Consider the following 15,559-nt stretch of genomic DNA (forward strand, 5'->3'; position numbering starts at 1 on the left):
CGCACCCCGCCCCCTACCGATCACAACTCCGGCGCGGGGAGGTCAGGCGCGGCGGGGGCCGACGTCCTGGAGCAGGTCGAACCCGATGCCCGCCTTCGCCAGCCGCGAGGTCAGCGCGTCGCCCATCGCCACGGCGGTGGTCACCTGGCCCGAGGTCGCCGGCAGGCGGTCGAAGGCCAGGCACAGCGCGGATTCCGCCAGCATCTTCGCCGTCTCGTCGTAGCCCGGGTCGCCGCCCGAGACCTCGGTCACCACGCGCCGGCCGCCGCCCTCGCCGAAGAAGCGCACCCGGAACCACGCGCGGGCCCGCTGCCGGGCCGAGGGGCCGTCGCCCGGCTTCCACCGCTCCTGCAACCACTTCCGGGCCGGCGGCAGCTGGGCCAGCGCGACGAGGGCGCCCACCCCGCCCGCGACGCCCACGGCGGTCGGCAGGTCCTGCACGGTGATGTGGTGGCGGTAGGTGAACCGCGGGCCGTAGCGGTCCAGGGCCGCCGCCGAGCGCAGCACCACCCGCGGGTCGATCGTCGGCGCGGGCAGCGTCCACGCGTCGAGCCGCTTGTCGTGGCGCGCCCGGCCGGGCAGGCCGAGCACGACCCGCCCGGCCGGCCGGCCCTCGACCTCCCGCCGCCGCCGGGCCGCCTCGGCGGCGGGGCGCAGGCGGGAGAACGCCGTCAGCGCCGAGCCGAACGTGCCGCCGGAGAACGTGCCCGACGCGCTGACGAAGCCCTCCAGCGCGATCGGCACGCCCTCGGGCAGCTGCCGGACGGTGAAGAGGGCTCCCAGGTCGTGCGGGATCGAGTCGAAGCCGCACGAGTGCACCAGCCGCGCCCCCGACTCCACCGCCGCGGCGTGGTGGCGCAGGTAGGTGCGGTCGACGAACTCCGGTTCGCCGCACAGGTCGACGTAGTCCGCGCCGGCCCGCGCGCACGCCGCCACCAGGCCGTCGCCGTGGCGGGTGTAGGGGCCGACGGTCGTGAGGACCACTCGCGCCGACTCCGCCACCACCGCCAGCGACCGGGCGTCGGTCACGTCGGCGGTGAGCAGGTCGAGGTCCGCCGCCGCCGGGTCGACCGAGCGCAGCCGGTCGCGCACCGCCGCGAGCTTCGCCGGGTTGCGGCCCGCCAACGCCCAGCGCGTGCCTTCGGGCGCGTGCGCCGCCAGGTACGCCGCCGTCAGCTCGCCGGTGAAACCGGTCGCCCCGAACAGCACCAAGTCGTACATCCGCCGCCCTTCCGAGGATCCGTCGCATCGTCCAACGAGCACGAGTATGCGGGGTCGCGCAGCGAGGAGCGGCGTTAGCGCGCAGTTCACCGACCCGCCGCCGCGCGATCACCCCACCGTGCTCGCGCGTCCCTAGCGTTCCCCAGGCCCTTGTCCCGTGCATCAGGAAGCGAAGGGTTTCGGCATGTCAGGTCGTAGGGCCCCGTTAGCGGTGCTCGCCGTGGGCGCGTTCGTCGCGGCCACCCTCACCACCGTCGCCACGTCGGACAACGCGCCCGCCGCGTCGGCCGCCACCACCACCTTCACCCCCTCCGCGGACACCTACGTCGACAACTCCGCGACCGGTACGAACCACGGCGCCTCCGGTCAGCTCGGCGTGGACAACTCGCCGGTCAAGCGGGCGTTCCTGAAGTTCACCGTGTCGGGCGTGTCCGGCGCGGTCGGCAGCGCCAAGCTGCGCGTGCACACCGACGACGTCTCGGGTTCGCAGAGCCCCAGCGGAGGCACGTTCAGGTCCATGACCGACACCACCTGGTCGGAGACCGGTGTCACCTGGAACGACCAGCCCGCCATCGACGGCGGCACGCTGGGCTCGCTCGGCCCGGTGTCCCGCAACGCCTGGTACGAGGTCGACGTGACCTCCTACGTCACCGGCAACGGCACGTTCTCCTTCGGCATCACCTCGTCGAGCACCGACGGAGCCGACTACGACTCCCGGGAGAGCGGGGCCACCGCTCCGCAGCTGGTCGTCACCACCGGGACGACGCCCACCACCACGACCACGGCTCCCGGCGGCGACCCGGTGCTCGTCGGCGCGGGCGACATCTCCAACTCCGGTTCGGGCGACAGCGCCACCGCCGCCCTGCTCGACGGCATCCCCGGCACGGTGTTCACCACCGGCGACAACGTCTACAACAGCGGCACCACCACGGAGTTCAACAACTACTACAACCCGACGTGGGGCAGGCACAAGGCCCGCACCCGGCCGTCGCCGGGCAACCACGACTACAACACCAGCGGCGCGAGCGGCTACTACAACTACTTCGGCTCGCTGGCCGGTCCGTCGGGCCAGGGCTACTACTCCTACGACCTGGGCAACTGGCACATCGTCTCGCTGAACTCGAACATCAGCACGGCGGCCGGCTCGGCCCAGGAGCAGTGGCTGCGCAACGACCTGGCGGCCAGCACCAAGCCCTGCACCGCGGCGTACTGGCACCACCCGCTGTTCACCTCGGGCGCCAACCACGCCCCCTCGACGGCGACGCGCCCGCTGTTCCAGGCGCTGTACGACCACAACGCCGACGTGGTGCTGTTCGGCCACAACCACCAGTACGAGCGCTTCGCGCCGCAGAACCCGAGCGGCGCGCTGGACACCACCCGCGGCATCCGGACGTTCGTCGCGGGCATGGGCGGCGCCAGCCACTACGGCTTCGGCACGATCAAGCCCAACAGCGAGGTGCGCAACAGCGACACCTACGGGGTGCTGAAGCTGACCCTGCGCAGCAACAGCTTCGACTGGCAGTTCGTGCCCGTGGCGGGCAAGTCCTTCACCGACAGCGGCACCACCGCCTGTCACTGACCCCCGACCGCGCCGCGCCCGGCCCTTCGTCGACCGGGCGCGGCGCCCCTGCCCGTGAAGGAGGTCCGCCGTGTACCTGTCCACGATCGACCGCCCGAAGGCCGGCGGCTGGAAGGGCGTGAGCGCCAACGTCTTCGCGCTGGGCGCCGTCAGCCTGGTCACCGACGTCTCGTCGGAGATGGTGGCCGCCGTCCTGCCGCTCTACCTCGTCGTCGGGCTCCAGCTCAGCCCCGCCGCGTACGGCGTGGTCGACGGGGTCTACACGGGGGCGACGACGCTGCTGCGGCTGGTCGGCGGTTACCTGGCCGACCGCACCACCAGGCGCAAGGCGGTGGCCGGGTTCGGCTACGCGCTCTCGGCGGTGGCGAAGCTGGGCCTGCTCGCCGCCGGCACGTCCACCGCGCTGCTGGGCGCGGTGGTCACCGCCGACCGCGCGGGCAAGGGGCTGCGCACCGCTCCCCGGGACGCGCTGATCACGCTGTCCACCCCGGCCGGCGACCTCGGGCGGGCGTTCGGCGTGCACCGGATGATGGACGGGATCGGCGCGTTCGCCGGGCCGCTGGTGGCGTTGGCGGTGCTGGCCGCCGCGGGCGGGTCGTTCGACTCGGTGTTCGTGACCAGCTTCTGCGTCGCCGCCCTGGGCGTGGTGATCCTGGTGATGTTCGTGCGGGACCACCGCTCCCCCGTGTCCACCGCGCCCGTGCGCCCGATGGCGGTCGGCGGGCTGTTGCGGGACAAGGGCGTCCGCCGGGTGGTGCTGGCGGCCTCGGTGCTGGGGCTGGCCACCATCGGCGACGGGTTCGTGTACCTGCTGCTGCAGAAGCGGGAGGGCCTGTCGATCGGCTGGTTCCCGCTGCTGGCCGTGGGGACGAGCCTGGTGTACCTGCTGCTGGCCGCCCCGCTGGGCGCGCTGGCCGACCGCGTCGGGCGGCTGCCGGTGGTGCTGGGCGGCTACACCGCGCTGGTCGCCGTGTACCTGCTGATCTTCGGCCCGCTGGGCGGCTGGTCCCTGGTCGCGGTGGTGCTGGTGCTGTACGGCGTCTTCTACGCCGCCACCGACGGGGTGCTCATGGCGCTGGCCGGCCCGCTGCTGCCGGAGCGGTTGCGCACCACCGGTCTCGCGCTGGTCCAGAGTGGACAGGCGCTGGGCTACCTCGGGTCGTCGGTGCTGTTCGGCCTCGCCTGGCAGTTCTGGGGTCCGGAGACCGCGACCCGCCTCGCCGCCCTCGGGGTGGCCCTCGCCCTCGTCGCCACCGCCGCACTGATGGGACGCAAGCGGTGAACCCCCTGTCGAACCGCGCCCGGGTCGCCGTCACCGCCGTCGCCGCCGCGGTGCTGGCCGGTGTCGCCATCGGCTACACCTCCCTGTCGACCGCCCCCGGGAGCGACGTCGAGTCCGGCGCCGTGACCGGGCCGAGGTTGCAGGTGCTCGGCAACGGCCGGCTGTCGGTGGTGTCGCGCACCGACCCCGCCGGGCCGCGCGAGGTCACCGACCAGCGCTGCGACCGGGCGTACGCGGCGGGCGGGACGATCGCCTGCCTGCGCCCGGTGGGCGCGCTGAAAGCGGGCGGGCTGGTGGTGCTCGACTCCGCGCTGCGCGAGCTGCGGTCCGTGCCGCTGACCGGTTTCCCCAACCGGGCGCGGGTGTCGGCGAGCGGGCGGATGGTGGCGTGGACGCTGTTCGTGGACGGCCACTCGTACGCGGCCAACGGGTTCTCCACCAGCACGGGCATCCTGGACACCCGGACCGGGGCCCTCGTGCCGTCCCTGGAGGAGTTCACGTCCACGGTGGACGGCGTGCCCGTGACGGCGGTCGACCGCAACTACTGGGGCGTCACCTTCACCGCCGACGACAACCGCTTCTACGCCACGATGTCGACCGGCGGCCACCGGTACCTGGTGGAGGGCGACTTCGCGGCGCGGACCGTGAAGGCGTTGGCGGACAACGTCGAGTGCCCGTCGCTCTCGCCGGACGGCAGGCGGATCGCGTACAAGGCGGCGGTCGGCGGCGACCCGCAGCGGGGGTGGCGGCTGTCGACGATGGACCTGGCGACGGGGGCCGTCACGCCGCTGGCCGAGACGCGCAGCGTGGACGACCAGCCCACCTGGCTGGACGACGACACCATCGCCTACGGCGTGCAGCGCAGCGACGGCCTCAACGACGTGTGGGTCGTGCCGGCCGACGCCACCGGCTCGCCGAGCCTGCTGGTGCGGGAGGCGAACTCGCCCGCGCCGCTGTAGCGACCCGGCGGAGCCCCGGTCGGGCCGCGCCACCGGACCGGGGCGCCGGGGTAGCGCCACCGGGGTCGGGGCGCCGCCGGGAGCCGGTCGGGGCGCCGCCGCGGCTCAGACCTGGACGACCTCGACGCCCCGCTCGCGGAACCGGCGCACGTCCTCCTCGCGGGCCTCCGTGTCGGTCACCAGCACGTGCACCTGGCTGATCGCGCAGATGGCCGCGAAGGCCCGCGCGCCGATCTTGGACGAGTCCGCCACCACGACGACCCGGCGCGCGCGCTCGGCGAGCATCCGGTTGATGTCGGCCTCGCCCTCGTGGTGGGCCGACGCGCCCGCGTCGGGGTCGATCGCGTCCACGCCGAGGAACGTCACGTCCAGGCTGAGCCCGCTCAGGATGCGGCCGGCCAGCGGGCTCATCAGCTCGTAGGACTGCGGGCGGGCCACGCCGCCGGTCACCACCAGCTTCACCTGCGGTCGCACGGCCAGCTCGTTGGCGATGTTGAGCGCGTTGGTGACCACGGTGATCACCCCGTCGCCGTCCGCGCCGCCGACGTCGGCACTGGTCATCAGCGCGCGGGCGACCTCCGTGGTGGTGGTGCCGCCGTTCATGCCGACCACCGCGCCGCGCGCGACCTGCTCGGCCGCGGCGCGCCCGATGCGCTGCTTCTCCCCCGCCCTGCGCACCGTCTTGTACCGCAGCGGCAGGTCGTAGGCCACCGAGTGCGCCACCGCGCCGCCCCGGGTCCGGGTGAGCAGCTGCTGCTCGGCGAGGTGGTCGAGGTCGCGCCGGATGGTCGCCCCGGAGACGTCCAGCTCCTCGGCGATGTCGTCCACCTCGATCTTGCCGCGCTCGGCCAAGAGCTCCAGCAGCGCGTTCAACCGCTCGTACCGATTCACTGGCTACCTCCTGCGCTTGAACATTAATGCACATTACAGATGCGCAGAAGCGTTCCGGCGCGCTTGCCTTCAGACAGGCTCGACCACCACGCCGTCGTGCAGGTCGCGCGCCAGCGCGGCGTCGACGCTGCCCGCGACCGGGACCGCGACCGCCGCCGCCGACCAGGCCACCGCCGCGCGCAGCCGCGCCGGCCACGGCGACCGCTCGACCAGCCCGTTCGCCAGCGCCGCCACGGCCGCGTCGCCCGCGCCGGTCGGGTTGCCGCGCACCGGGAACGGCGGGGCCGCGCGCCAGCGGCCCTCCTCGGTCACCGCGACCAGCCCGTCCGGCCCCAGCGACAGCACGACGGCCCGCGCGCCCATCGCGCGCAGCGCCTCCGCGCCCGCCACCGGGTCGTCGGCGGCCACGACCTCGCGCAGCTCGGCGGCGTTCGGCTTGACCACGTCCGCGCCGGCCCTCGCGGCGGCGAGCAGGGCCGGGCCGCTGGTGTCGACCACCACCGGCACCCCCGCGCCCCGCGCGACCGCGACGACCCGCGCGCACAGGTCGGGCGGCGCGCCCCGCGGCAGGCTGCCCGAGCACACCGCGGCGCGCGCGCCGGCCAGCCGGGAGCGCACCAGGTCCAGCAGCCGGTCCCACTCGGTGTCCGGCAGCGCCGCGCCCGCCTCGTTGAACAGCGTGGCGTCCTCGTCGTCCACGACGGCCACCGTCATCCGGGTCGGCGCGGCCACTTCGAGCAGCGCGTGCGGCACCCCGGAGGCCACCAGGTCCGCCCGCAGCGACTCGCCGAGCACGCCGCCCACCGGGCCCACCGCCAGCGTGCCCACGCCCCGCTCGTGCAGCACGCGGCTGACGTTGAAACCCTTGCCGCCGGCCCGTTCCCGCACCGACCGCACCCGGTGCGCGGACCCGTGCACGAGCCGGTCCACCCGGTAGCTCACGTCCAGCGCCGGGTTGGGCGTGACGGTGACGATCACCGGACGCTCCCGGCGGGCACCGCGTCGAGCACGCCGAGCAGCCGGGCGACCTCCTCGGCCACCCGGTCCCGCGCCGGCCCGAGGTACTTGCGGGTGTCGACGAGCCGCCCGTCGCCGAGCCGGTGGCGCACCTCGTCGGTGAAGACCTTGTTGAGGTGCGTGGAGATGTTCACCTTCGTGATGCCCGACCGCACCGCCCGCGCCAGGTCCCCGTCGGGCACGCCGGACGAGCCGTGCAGCACCAGCGGGACGTCCACAGCGGACTTGATGGCGGTGATGAGGTCGAAGTCGAGCCGGGCGTCCCGGGTGGTCATGGCGTGCGAGCTGCCCACCGCCACGGCCAGCGCGTCCACGCCCGTGGCGGCCACGAACTCCCGCGCCTCGGCCGGGTCGGTGCGCACGCCGGGCGCGTGGACGCCGTCCTTGCCGCCGACCTCGCCCAGCTCGGCCTCCACCCAGATGCCGCGCGCGTGGCAGAACTCGGCGATCTGCCTGGTGGCGGCGACGTTCTCCGCGTAGGGCGCGGTCGAGGCGTCGAACATCACCGACCCGATGCGGTGCGTCGCGCCGTCGCGCACCAGCGAGGCGGTCTCGACGTGGTCCAGGTGCACGGCGACCGGGACGGACGACTCCGCCGCCACCGCGAGCGCGCCCTCCAGGACCGGCGTCAGGGAGCGGTGGTAGCGCACGCAGTTCTCGCTGATCTGGAGCAGCACCGCCGTGCCGGCCCGTTCCGCGCCCGCGACGATCGCCGCCGCGTGCTCCAGCTGGACGACGTTGAACGCGCCCACGCCGTGCCCGCCCGCTACGGCGGCGGACACGATGTCGGCAGTTGGCCTCAGCACGGTGTTCTCCTCACGGTGACGTCAACGCCGGGGCCGCGCCGCGAGCAGGGCCGCGCCCCGGCACCCGGCGAGCCCCCCGAGTTCCGCCGCCACCAGGCGTGGCCGGCGTTGGAAGGTCAGCCGCCGGCCGAGCGCCTCGGCCAGGGGGTCGAGCAGCAGGCCGCCGGCCGCCGACAGCCCGCCGCCGACGACCACCACCTCCGGGGCCAGGACGCCCGCCGTCCACGCCAGCGCGAGCGCCAGCGCCTCCACCGCGTCCCGCCACACCGCGCGCGCGTCGGCGTCCCCGGCGGCGACGAGCCCGGCGACGTCGACCGCCCGCGCCCGGCGGCCGGTGCGCGCGGTGAAGCGGCGGGCGATGGCGGAGGCGGAGGCGACGGCCTCCAGGCACCCGGTCCGCCCGCAGGCGCAGGGTTCGCCGTGGCCGACGTCGACGTGCCCGATCTCGCCGGCGTACCCGCCCGCGTCGTGCACCCGGCCGCCGAGCACCAGGGCCGCGGCGATCCCCGTGCCCACCGGCAGGAACAGCGCGTCCCGGGCGCCCCGCCCGCCGCCCGCGGCGGCCTCGGCCAGCCCGCCGGCCCGCACGTCGTGCCCGAAGGCCACCGGCCGGGCGAACCGCTCGGCGAGCAGCGCGGCGAACGGGACGTCCCGCCAGCCGAGGTTCTCCGACCACACCCCGGCGCCGCGCGCCTCGTCCACGATCCCCGGCACCACGACCCCGACCGGGCTCCGGCCCGGGTCCAGCTCGGCGACCAGCCCGGAGACGACGTCGAGCACGCGCTCGACCACGCCCGGCCCGGGGCGGGGCGTCGGCCGGGAGGTCTCGGCGACCACCCGGGGGCCGTCGACCAGGACGGCCTTGGTGGCCGTACCCCCCACGTCGACGCCCACCACCAGCCCCACCGAACACCCCGCCTGTTCATCACTGCTTCCAATGTGGCGTAACTATGCACTTTTGAACACAGAATGTGCAAGACCTGAGCAGGGCAAGACACGCCACACCGGGCCGGGAGGTCACGGCGACACCGGCGCCGCCGATGACCGCGACGCCGCCGCCCACCGCGCCCTCTCCAGCCCAGATGTCCGTACATGAACGCCGGCGGGGCGCGCACCACTGGGCAGGGCAGTGCGAAACTGCGCGGGTGACACCCCGAGCACTGGACCGGTCCGGACCGACGCCGCTGTGGCGCCAGCTCCAGGACGACCTGGTCGCCCGGCTGCGGTCGGGCGAGTTCGACGCGGGCTTCCCCGGCGAGCTGGCCCTCGTGGAGGACTACGGCGTCAGCCGCTACACCGTGCGCCAGGCCCTGCAGCGGCTGCGCGCCGACGGGCTGGTGGTGGCCGAGCGCGGGCGGCAGCCCAGGGTCAGCCCGGCCGCCGACGTCGAGCAGCCGCTGGACACCCTCTACAGCCTGTTCGCCTCGGTGGAGGCGGCCGGGCTGGAGCAGCGCAGCCTCGTGCGGGTGCTCGACGTCCGGGCCGACGGCGTCATCGCCGACCAGCTCGACCTGGAGGGCTCCACCCCGCTGGTGCACCTGGAGCGGCTGCGGCTGGCCGGCGGCCGGCCGTTCGCGATCGACCGGGTGTGGCTGCCCGCCGACCTGGCCCGCCCGGTCCTGACCGCCGACTTCACCCGCACCAGCCTGTACGCGGTGCTCGCCGAGCGGACCGGCGTCCGGCTGGACACCAGCCGGGAGGACATCCGGGCCGTGGTGCCGACCGCCGCCGAGCGCGCGCTGCTGGGGTGCGGGCCGGAGGTGGCGTGCCTGTCCATCCACCGCCAGGGCCGGGCGGCGGGGCGGCCGGTGGAGTGGCGGCACACGATGGTGCGCGGCGACCGGTTCGCCGTCACGGCCGAGTTCGCCGCCGCCGGCGGCCGGGTCTCCCGGTCGGTGTCGGCCCGCTGACACCTCCCGCCTCCGTCCGGCATAATGTACGGACATTAGACGGGAGGCGTCATGAAGGTCGAGACGATCGACACCCCGGCCCTGGGCGACCGGAGCTACCTGGTGCACGACGGCGCGGCGGCGCTGGTGGTCGACCCGCAGCGCGACGTCGACCGCGTGGAGGAGCTGGCCGCCCGGCTGGGCGTGCGCATCACGCACGTGGCCGAGACCCACGTGCACAACGACTACCTGACCGGCGGGCTGGAGCTGGCCCGCCGGCACGGGGCCGACTACCTGGTGGCCGCCGCCGAGGACGTCTCCTACCGGCGCCTGCCGGTGCGCCCCGGCGACGAGTTCCGGGTCGGCGGCATGGCGGTCACCGCGGTCGCCACCCCCGGCCACACCGAGCACCACCTCGCCTACCTCGTCAGCCACGACGGGCGGCAGGCCGTGTTCTCCGGCGGCAGCCTGCTGTTCGGCTCGGTCGGGCGCACCGACCTGGTCGCGCCGGAGCTGACCGAGCAGCTGACCCGCGCCCAGTACCGCTCGGCCCGCGCCCTCGCGGGGCACGCCCACCGGGACGCGACCCTGCACCCCACCCACGGCTTCGGCAGCTTCTGCTCGTCCGGCCCGGCGACCGGGGCCGGGCGGTCCACCATCGGCGAGCAGCTGACGACCAACCACGCCCTGACCGACGGCGACGAGCAGCACTTCGTCGCGACCCTGATCGCCAACCTGACCGAGTACCCGTCGTACTACTCGCACATGGCGCCGCTCAACCGCAGCGGCCCCGGCGCGCCCGACCTGTCGGTGCCCGAACCGCTGCGCCCGGACGAGCTGCGCGCGCGGGTCGATGCCGGGCACTGGGTGGTCGACCTGCGGTCCCGGGTCGCGTTCGCGGCGGGCCACGTGGCGGGCACGGTCAGCGTCGAGTACGGCGACAGCTTCACCACCTACCTGGGCTGGGTCCTGCCGTGGGGCGAGCCGGTGGTCCTGGTCGGCTCGGCGGACGACGTCCGCGCGGCCATCCGCGACCTGTCCCGGATCGGCGTCGACCGGCCGGCCGTCGGCGCGGTGGACGGCCTGCCGACCACCGGGTACCGCCGCGTCGGCTGGGACGCGCTGGCCGGGCGCCCCCCGGGGTCGGTGGTGCTCGACGTCCGGCGGGCCGACGAGCACCGCGCCGGGCGCCTCCCGGGCGCGGTGCACGTCCCGCTGCACGACCTGGTGCGCCGGATCGGGGAGGTGCCGCCGGGCGAGGTGTGGGTGCACTGCGCCTCCGGCTACCGGGCCGGCATCGCCGCGAGCCTGCTGCACCGCGCCGGCCGGGACGTCGTGCACGTCGACGACGACTGGGCGCGTGTCCCGGCATGACGGCCCTGGTGCTCGCCCTGGTCGCCGGGGCGGTCGTGGGGCTGTCCCTGGGCTCGCTGGGCGGCGGCGGCAGCGTGCTGGCCGTGCCGGCGCTGGTCTACCTGCTGGGCTTCAGCCCGCAGCAGGCCACGACCGCGAGCCTGCTGATCGTCGTGGCGACCTCGGCGACCGCGCTGTTCGCCCACGCCAGGGCGGGCGCGGTGCGCTGGCGGCTGGGCGCGCTGTTCGCGGCGGCCGGCGCGGGCCCGGCCGCCGCGGCCGGGCTGCTCACGCACCGGGTGCCGGGCGCGGTGCTGACCGGGGCGTTCGCGGTGGTGGCCGTGGTCGCGGCGGTGCTGGTGCTGCGGCGGCGGGCGCCCGCGGCCGGCGCGACGCGGCCGGCGCGCGCGGCGGGGGTCGGGGCCGGGCTCGGCGCGCTGACCGGCTTCCTCGGCGTGGGCGGCGGGTTCCTCGCCGTGCCCGCGCTGGTCGGGGTGCTGGCCGTGCCCCTGTCGGCGGCGGTGGGCACGGGCCTGCTGGTCACCTCGGTCAACGCGGCGGCGGCGTTCGCCGCGCGGATCGGGACGGTGACGGCGGTGAACTGGGCGCTGGTGGGGCCGTTCGCCGCGACGGCGCTGCTGGGCGCGTGGGACGGCAGGCGGCTGGCCGCCAGGGTCCGACCCGTTGTCCTCCAACGGGTGTTCGCCGCGGCGCTGCTGACCGTGGCGGCGCTCATGGTGGTCGACGCCGTCCTGATCCCCTGACCGCGCAACGCCTCCGGCGCGTCACCGGCTCCCGGTGAACGCGGTGAGGCGGGCCGCCAGGTCGCGGGCGTGCGGATCGGCGCCGTGCCGCTCGGCCAGGTGGCGCAGCGGGCGCAGCCGGTCGGTCACGCGCGTCGAGCCGACCCCCGCCGCCGCCGCGACCGCCCGCTGCCCGATCAGGTCGGCCTGCGCGAAGTCGTTGTCCAGCAGGTGGTTGGTGGCCAGCGCCACCAGGGCCAGCGCGCGGCTGCGGGCCATCCCGGCGGAGTAGCCCGCGACGGCGGCGGTCAGCGCCGGGATCGCGGTGGCGGTGTGCGCCGGGTCGACCGTCCGGGCCAGCTCGGTGTGGACCACGCCGGTCAGGGCGGCCAGGTCGGTCCCGTCGAAGAACCGCGCCCAGCCGGGGGCCGGGTCCGGCGACGACCGCGCGAAGTCCTCGTGCGCCTGGCGCAGGCGCAGCACGGCCATCCCCCGGTCGCCCAGGCCGGCGTGCGCCCAGGCTTCGTTGGCGCGCAGCATGGCGGTCGCGTGGTAGGAGCCCGCGCGCCGCGCCGCCACCACGCCCAGGCCGAAGACCTCCAGCGCCGCGCGCCGGTCGCCCCGGTGCAGGCTCAGCCGGCCGGACCGGTAGTGGATGTTGGCCACCAGGTCCTGGTGACCGGCCTCGTCGGCCAGCCGCAGCGCGCGGCCCCAGTGCCGCTCGGCCGCCTGGTCCAGCCCCGTGTCGAAGCACGTCCACCCCGCCAGGTTGTGCGCGTCGGCCAGCGCCGCGCGCAGCCGGGCCCGCACCGCGGGCGCCGCCGCCGACCGCAGCAGCTGCCCGTGCCACGCGGCGGTCACGACCACCGCGTCCCGGCAGGCCGCCCCGCCCCGCCGGTAGTCCAGACCTCGCAGTAGCTCGATTTCGGCTTCCAGCCGCGCCACGTCCGCCACCCCGATGCGCGCCGGCACGCGCCGCCGTCCCGCCATCGCCGCACCTCGCAGTCGTCTTCGAGCGGTGGCAAGAAGGAAACCCCCGGGCCGGGCGCGGTGGCGCGGGTGCACCGGCGGTACCACCCCGCCGGACTCCCCCGGCCACGCGGGCACGGCGGTCGCCGGGTGCGACCATTGGTCCCTACCAGAGTGGTGGCGTGATCACTTCCGATGCGCAACGGCGTGGCTGCGCCCAGCCGGCGCGCGGAGGAGTACTCATGTACCGACAGGCGCAGCGCCCGCGTCGCGGTCGGGAGGTGCGGAGGACACCGCTGGATCCGCGCGACACCGGGGAACCGGCCGGGGCGGTCGGGCGGTGCGCGCGTGGCGTCCGGGGTGCGAAGCGGGGCGGTGTGCGGTGTGCGGTGTGGGCCGGTGGGGAGCCGGCGCGGCGGTGACGGTCGTGGACGGCGCATGACGCGTCCCCGCGCCGACGTCACGATGGTGGTCGAGAAGCTGGTGGCCCGGTGGGCCGCGAAGGACACGGCCGGGCTCAGCAGGCTGTTCTCCACCGGTGTCCGGTGGTGGACCGCCCCGGTGCCGGGCGCGCCGTGGCCGGCGGAGGTGCGCAACCCGCGCGAGGTGGAATCGTTCTTCCTGGCGTTCCGGGCGGTCCTGGAGCTGACCGGGATCACCACGCGGGGCCTGGTGGTGGACGGGCCGGACGCGGTGCTCACCGGGCGGCTGCACGCCAGGGTGCAGGCCACCGGCGCGGCGCTGTCCTACGACTTCGCGGTGGCGGTCACCGTCCACGGCGGACTGGTCAGCGAGTTCCGCATGTATGCGGACACGCTCGCCATTGCACGTGCACTCACACAGGATGTTCCGCCGGTATCACCGTGATGCTTTCCCGACGGGTCGGCACGCGCTGGAAGAATGGCGGGCATCCCGTGGGAGACAGCAGAAAGGGCGTCGCCGTGCCGCAATCGGGACCGATCAGCGAAATCCTCGCCCAGCTCAGGCGCGGTCGCGGGCTGACCCAGGACGACCTGGCCGCGCGGCTGCACGCCGCGTCCGGCAACACCAGCGTGACCAGGGAGGAGGTGTCCCGGTGGGAGCGCGGCAAGCGCATCCCCGGCCCGTACTGGCGCGGCTGGCTGGGCCAGGTCCTGGACACCCCGCAGCACGAATTGGAGCGCGCCGCCGCAATCGAGCGCGCCGCCCGCCGACGGCATTGACCGGCGCATTCGACGGCCTTTGCGACCACCGCATTGCCCGCGCCGGGCGCCGGCGCGCCCGACCAGCCCGCAATGAGCGTGCACATCCACCCACCGCCGGCGCGCCGCGCGCGGATCACCCCCGGCCCCCTCCGGGACCCGCCTCCCCGTCCGGTTCCGGGCCCGCGTCCGGTTCCGCGGTCGGGTCGGCGTGGAACGACAACCGGTGCGCCAGCACGTCGGCCGCCACGTCGGCGAGCCGCCGCCCCGTGCGGTAGGCGTGCGCGCGCAGCCGGACGAACGCGGTGGCCCGGTCGCTGCGCAGCTGCGCGGACAGCGCGCCGGTGGCCCGGTGCACCGCCGCCCACCGCGCCTGCACCGCCTCCGCGAACGGGTCCGCGCCCGCCGGCAGCGGTTCCGCCCGCAGCAGCGACAACATCGCCGCGTCCGCCAGCAGCAGGCCGTCCACCACCTCGTCGCGGCTGGGCGTGCCGGGCTCCGGGCGCAGCACCTCCAGGCACCCCACCACGATCGCGCCCATCACCAAGGGGAACGCGAAGATCCCCGCGATTCCACGCGCCAGCGCATAGGGGGCGAGCACCGGCCACCGCGCCGCCCCGCCGCGCGCCAGGTCGTCGGCCAGCACCGGGTGCTCGTCGCGCAGGCAGTCCAGCGCGGGCCCCTCGCCGAAGGTGATCTCGGCTTCGCTCGACCAGTCCCCCAGCGGCCCGGTGACGCTCACCGGCTCGCACCGGTTGCCGTCGACCAGTTGGTACACCACGGTCTCGCGCGCGCCGAGCACCGCCGCGGCGGTCAGCCCGACGTGGCGCACGCCCACCGGGACGCCCTCGTCGGAGGCGAGGCGGCGGATGCGGCTCCACAGCCGGGCGCGGCGCTCCTCGTCCGGTGGTCGGCTCTCCACCCCCGCCATGCTCGCAGACCGCGCTTGTGCCGCGCCTGCCCGGCCGAGGACAATCGAGGCGGTGTCGACAACCAGGGACGGCCTGCTGACGGCGGCTGCCGCCGCGTTCGACCGGGACGGCTACGCGCGCGCGACCATCGACGACGTGTGCGACCGCGCCGGGGTGACGAAAGGCGCGCTGTACGGCCACTTCAGCTCGAAGAAGGCGCTCGCGCTGGCGCTGCTGGACCGCCAGGCGCAGGAGTGGGCGCGCACCAGGGAACGCCTGCAACGCCTGCACCGCAGCCCCCTGCAGGTGCTGGTGGACCTGGGCTACGCGGTCAACCGGGACCGGGTGGTGGTGCAGCGGCTGCTGTTCCAGGCGCCGATCTGCGACGACGTGGCGGACCGCCAGATCGCGCGGTGGACCTCGGCCGTGCTCGACCTGCTGCGCGCCGCCGACCGGCGCGGCGAGCTGCGGGCCGGGCTGGACCTGCCCGCGTGCGCGGACGCCGTGGTCTCCGCGCTGGTCGGCGTGCACCTGATGTCCATGGCGGTGGACGACCCGGAAGGCGTGGCGCGGCAGTTGGCGCGGGTGTGGCGGAGCTGGCTGCCGGCGCTGGCGCGGCCGGAGGTCTGCGCGACCCTGCGGGTGGAGGCGCCGCGCCGGCTGCCCGGCTGAACCGGCGCGTCCCGAATCACCCCGACGTGGAATCACCGCCGCGGCGCGGGACCCGGTTGCCCGGTGGCGTGGAATCGTTGCGGCGG

General features: G+C 75.7%; 16 protein-coding genes. 9 read left to right on the plus strand and 7 right to left on the minus strand.

Features of this window, described 5'->3' with window-relative positions; all coding sequences use genetic code 11:
* Positions 1–42: 42 nt before the first annotated feature.
* Positions 43–1,221, minus strand: a complete 1,179-nt coding sequence (locus tag JOE68_RS04570) for a saccharopine dehydrogenase family protein (RefSeq protein ID WP_204841087.1) — start codon at positions 1,219–1,221, stop codon at positions 43–45.
* 184 nt (positions 1,222–1,405) lie between these two features.
* Here JOE68_RS04570 and JOE68_RS04575 point away from each other — a divergent pair, with 184 nt between their 5' ends.
* The 3 genes from JOE68_RS04575 to JOE68_RS04585 all read left to right on the plus strand — a co-directional run bounded on the left by JOE68_RS04575 (position 1,406) and on the right by JOE68_RS04585 (position 5,041).
* On the plus strand, positions 1,406–2,800 hold the full coding sequence (locus JOE68_RS04575; RefSeq protein ID WP_204841088.1) for a CBM96 family carbohydrate-binding protein: 1,395 nt from the start codon (positions 1,406–1,408) through the stop codon (positions 2,798–2,800).
* A gap of 70 nt (positions 2,801–2,870) precedes the next feature.
* Positions 2,871–4,082: an MFS transporter gene (locus JOE68_RS04580; protein ID WP_204841089.1), complete on the plus strand. Its 1,212-nt coding sequence runs from the start codon at positions 2,871–2,873 to the stop codon at positions 4,080–4,082.
* A 5-nt stretch (positions 4,083–4,087) separates the two neighbouring features.
* The gene (locus tag JOE68_RS04585) at positions 4,088–5,041 is read left to right on the plus strand and encodes a hypothetical protein (protein WP_239562815.1); all 954 of its coding nucleotides are present in this window, start codon (positions 4,088–4,090) and stop codon (positions 5,039–5,041) included.
* A gap of 105 nt (positions 5,042–5,146) precedes the next feature.
* On the opposite strand, the gene JOE68_RS04590 is transcribed toward JOE68_RS04585, so the two are convergent.
* The 4 genes from JOE68_RS04590 to JOE68_RS04605 form a co-directional block, all read right to left on the minus strand.
* Positions 5,147–5,932: a DeoR/GlpR family DNA-binding transcription regulator gene (locus JOE68_RS04590; protein WP_204841091.1), complete on the minus strand. Its 786-nt coding sequence runs from the start codon at positions 5,930–5,932 to the stop codon at positions 5,147–5,149.
* A 69-nt stretch (positions 5,933–6,001) separates the two neighbouring features.
* Positions 6,002–6,910: a 1-phosphofructokinase family hexose kinase gene (locus JOE68_RS04595; protein WP_204841092.1), complete on the minus strand. Its 909-nt coding sequence runs from the start codon at positions 6,908–6,910 to the stop codon at positions 6,002–6,004.
* Positions 6,907–7,755, minus strand: a complete 849-nt coding sequence (locus JOE68_RS04600; protein WP_307819522.1) for a class II fructose-bisphosphate aldolase — start codon at positions 7,753–7,755, stop codon at positions 6,907–6,909. The genes JOE68_RS04595 and JOE68_RS04600 overlap by 4 nt, the downstream gene beginning before the upstream one ends.
* Positions 7,756–7,776: 21 nt before the next feature.
* On the minus strand, positions 7,777–8,661 hold the full coding sequence (locus JOE68_RS04605; protein WP_346039052.1) for an ROK family protein: 885 nt from the start codon (positions 8,659–8,661) through the stop codon (positions 7,777–7,779).
* Positions 8,662–8,900: 239 nt separating this feature from the next.
* Here JOE68_RS04605 and JOE68_RS04610 point away from each other — a divergent pair, with 239 nt between their 5' ends.
* From JOE68_RS04610 to JOE68_RS04620, 3 genes are read left to right on the plus strand one after another with little or no spacing between them, the layout of a single operon-like run.
* Positions 8,901–9,665, plus strand: coding sequence for a GntR family transcriptional regulator (locus JOE68_RS04610; protein ID WP_204841093.1), 765 nt, complete (start codon positions 8,901–8,903; stop codon positions 9,663–9,665).
* A 51-nt stretch (positions 9,666–9,716) separates the two neighbouring features.
* A complete protein-coding gene (locus JOE68_RS04615) occupies positions 9,717–11,018 on the plus strand; it encodes an MBL fold metallo-hydrolase (protein WP_204841094.1) in 1,302 nt (433 codons plus the stop codon).
* Positions 11,015–11,761 (plus strand): sulfite exporter TauE/SafE family protein, encoded by a 747-nt coding sequence (locus JOE68_RS04620; protein WP_204841095.1) that lies wholly within the window; start codon positions 11,015–11,017, stop codon positions 11,759–11,761. Before JOE68_RS04615 ends, JOE68_RS04620 begins: the two co-directional genes overlap by 4 nt.
* Positions 11,762–11,782: 21 nt before the next feature.
* Here JOE68_RS04620 and JOE68_RS04625 read toward each other — a convergent pair whose 3' ends face one another.
* Positions 11,783–12,847: an NsdA family TPR-like regulatory protein gene (locus JOE68_RS04625; RefSeq protein WP_504739690.1), complete on the minus strand. Its 1,065-nt coding sequence runs from the start codon at positions 12,845–12,847 to the stop codon at positions 11,783–11,785.
* A 300-nt stretch (positions 12,848–13,147) separates the two neighbouring features.
* On the opposite strand from JOE68_RS04625, the gene JOE68_RS04630 reads away from it, so the two are divergent.
* The gene (locus tag JOE68_RS04630) at positions 13,148–13,576 is read left to right on the plus strand and encodes a nuclear transport factor 2 family protein (protein WP_204841097.1); all 429 of its coding nucleotides are present in this window, start codon (positions 13,148–13,150) and stop codon (positions 13,574–13,576) included.
* Between the two features lie 47 nt (positions 13,577–13,623).
* The gene (locus JOE68_RS04635; RefSeq protein WP_307819523.1) at positions 13,624–13,911 is read left to right on the plus strand and encodes a helix-turn-helix transcriptional regulator; all 288 of its coding nucleotides are present in this window, start codon (positions 13,624–13,626) and stop codon (positions 13,909–13,911) included.
* 115 nt (positions 13,912–14,026) lie between these two features.
* Here the strand turns inward: JOE68_RS04635 and JOE68_RS32135 are convergent, their stop codons facing one another.
* Positions 14,027–14,812 (minus strand): GAF and ANTAR domain-containing protein, encoded by a 786-nt coding sequence (locus tag JOE68_RS32135; RefSeq protein WP_204841098.1) that lies wholly within the window; start codon positions 14,810–14,812, stop codon positions 14,027–14,029.
* Positions 14,813–14,873: 61 nt separating this feature from the next.
* Between JOE68_RS32135 and JOE68_RS04645 the strand changes: the two genes are divergently transcribed.
* A complete protein-coding gene (locus JOE68_RS04645; RefSeq protein WP_204841099.1) occupies positions 14,874–15,473 on the plus strand; it encodes a TetR family transcriptional regulator in 600 nt (199 codons plus the stop codon).
* Positions 15,474–15,559: the final 86 nt, after the last annotated feature.

The sequence above is a fragment of the Saccharothrix algeriensis genome, assembly GCF_016907655.1.
In the GTDB taxonomy this organism is placed as follows: Bacteria; Actinomycetota; Actinomycetes; order Mycobacteriales; family Pseudonocardiaceae; genus Actinosynnema; species Actinosynnema algeriense.

Coding starts and splice junctions, on each gene's coding strand:
- JOE68_RS04570 (WP_204841087.1), bottom strand. CDS start 1,221: ATGTACGACTTGGTGCTGTTCGGGGCGACCGGTTTCACCGGCGAGCTG.
- JOE68_RS04575 (WP_204841088.1), top strand. CDS start 1,406: ATGTCAGGTCGTAGGGCCCCGTTAGCGGTGCTCGCCGTGGGCGCGTTC.
- JOE68_RS04615 (WP_204841094.1), top strand. CDS start 9,717: ATGAAGGTCGAGACGATCGACACCCCGGCCCTGGGCGACCGGAGCTAC.
- JOE68_RS04620 (WP_204841095.1), top strand. CDS start 11,015: ATGACGGCCCTGGTGCTCGCCCTGGTCGCCGGGGCGGTCGTGGGGCTG.
- JOE68_RS04630 (WP_204841097.1), top strand. CDS start 13,148: ATGACGCGTCCCCGCGCCGACGTCACGATGGTGGTCGAGAAGCTGGTG.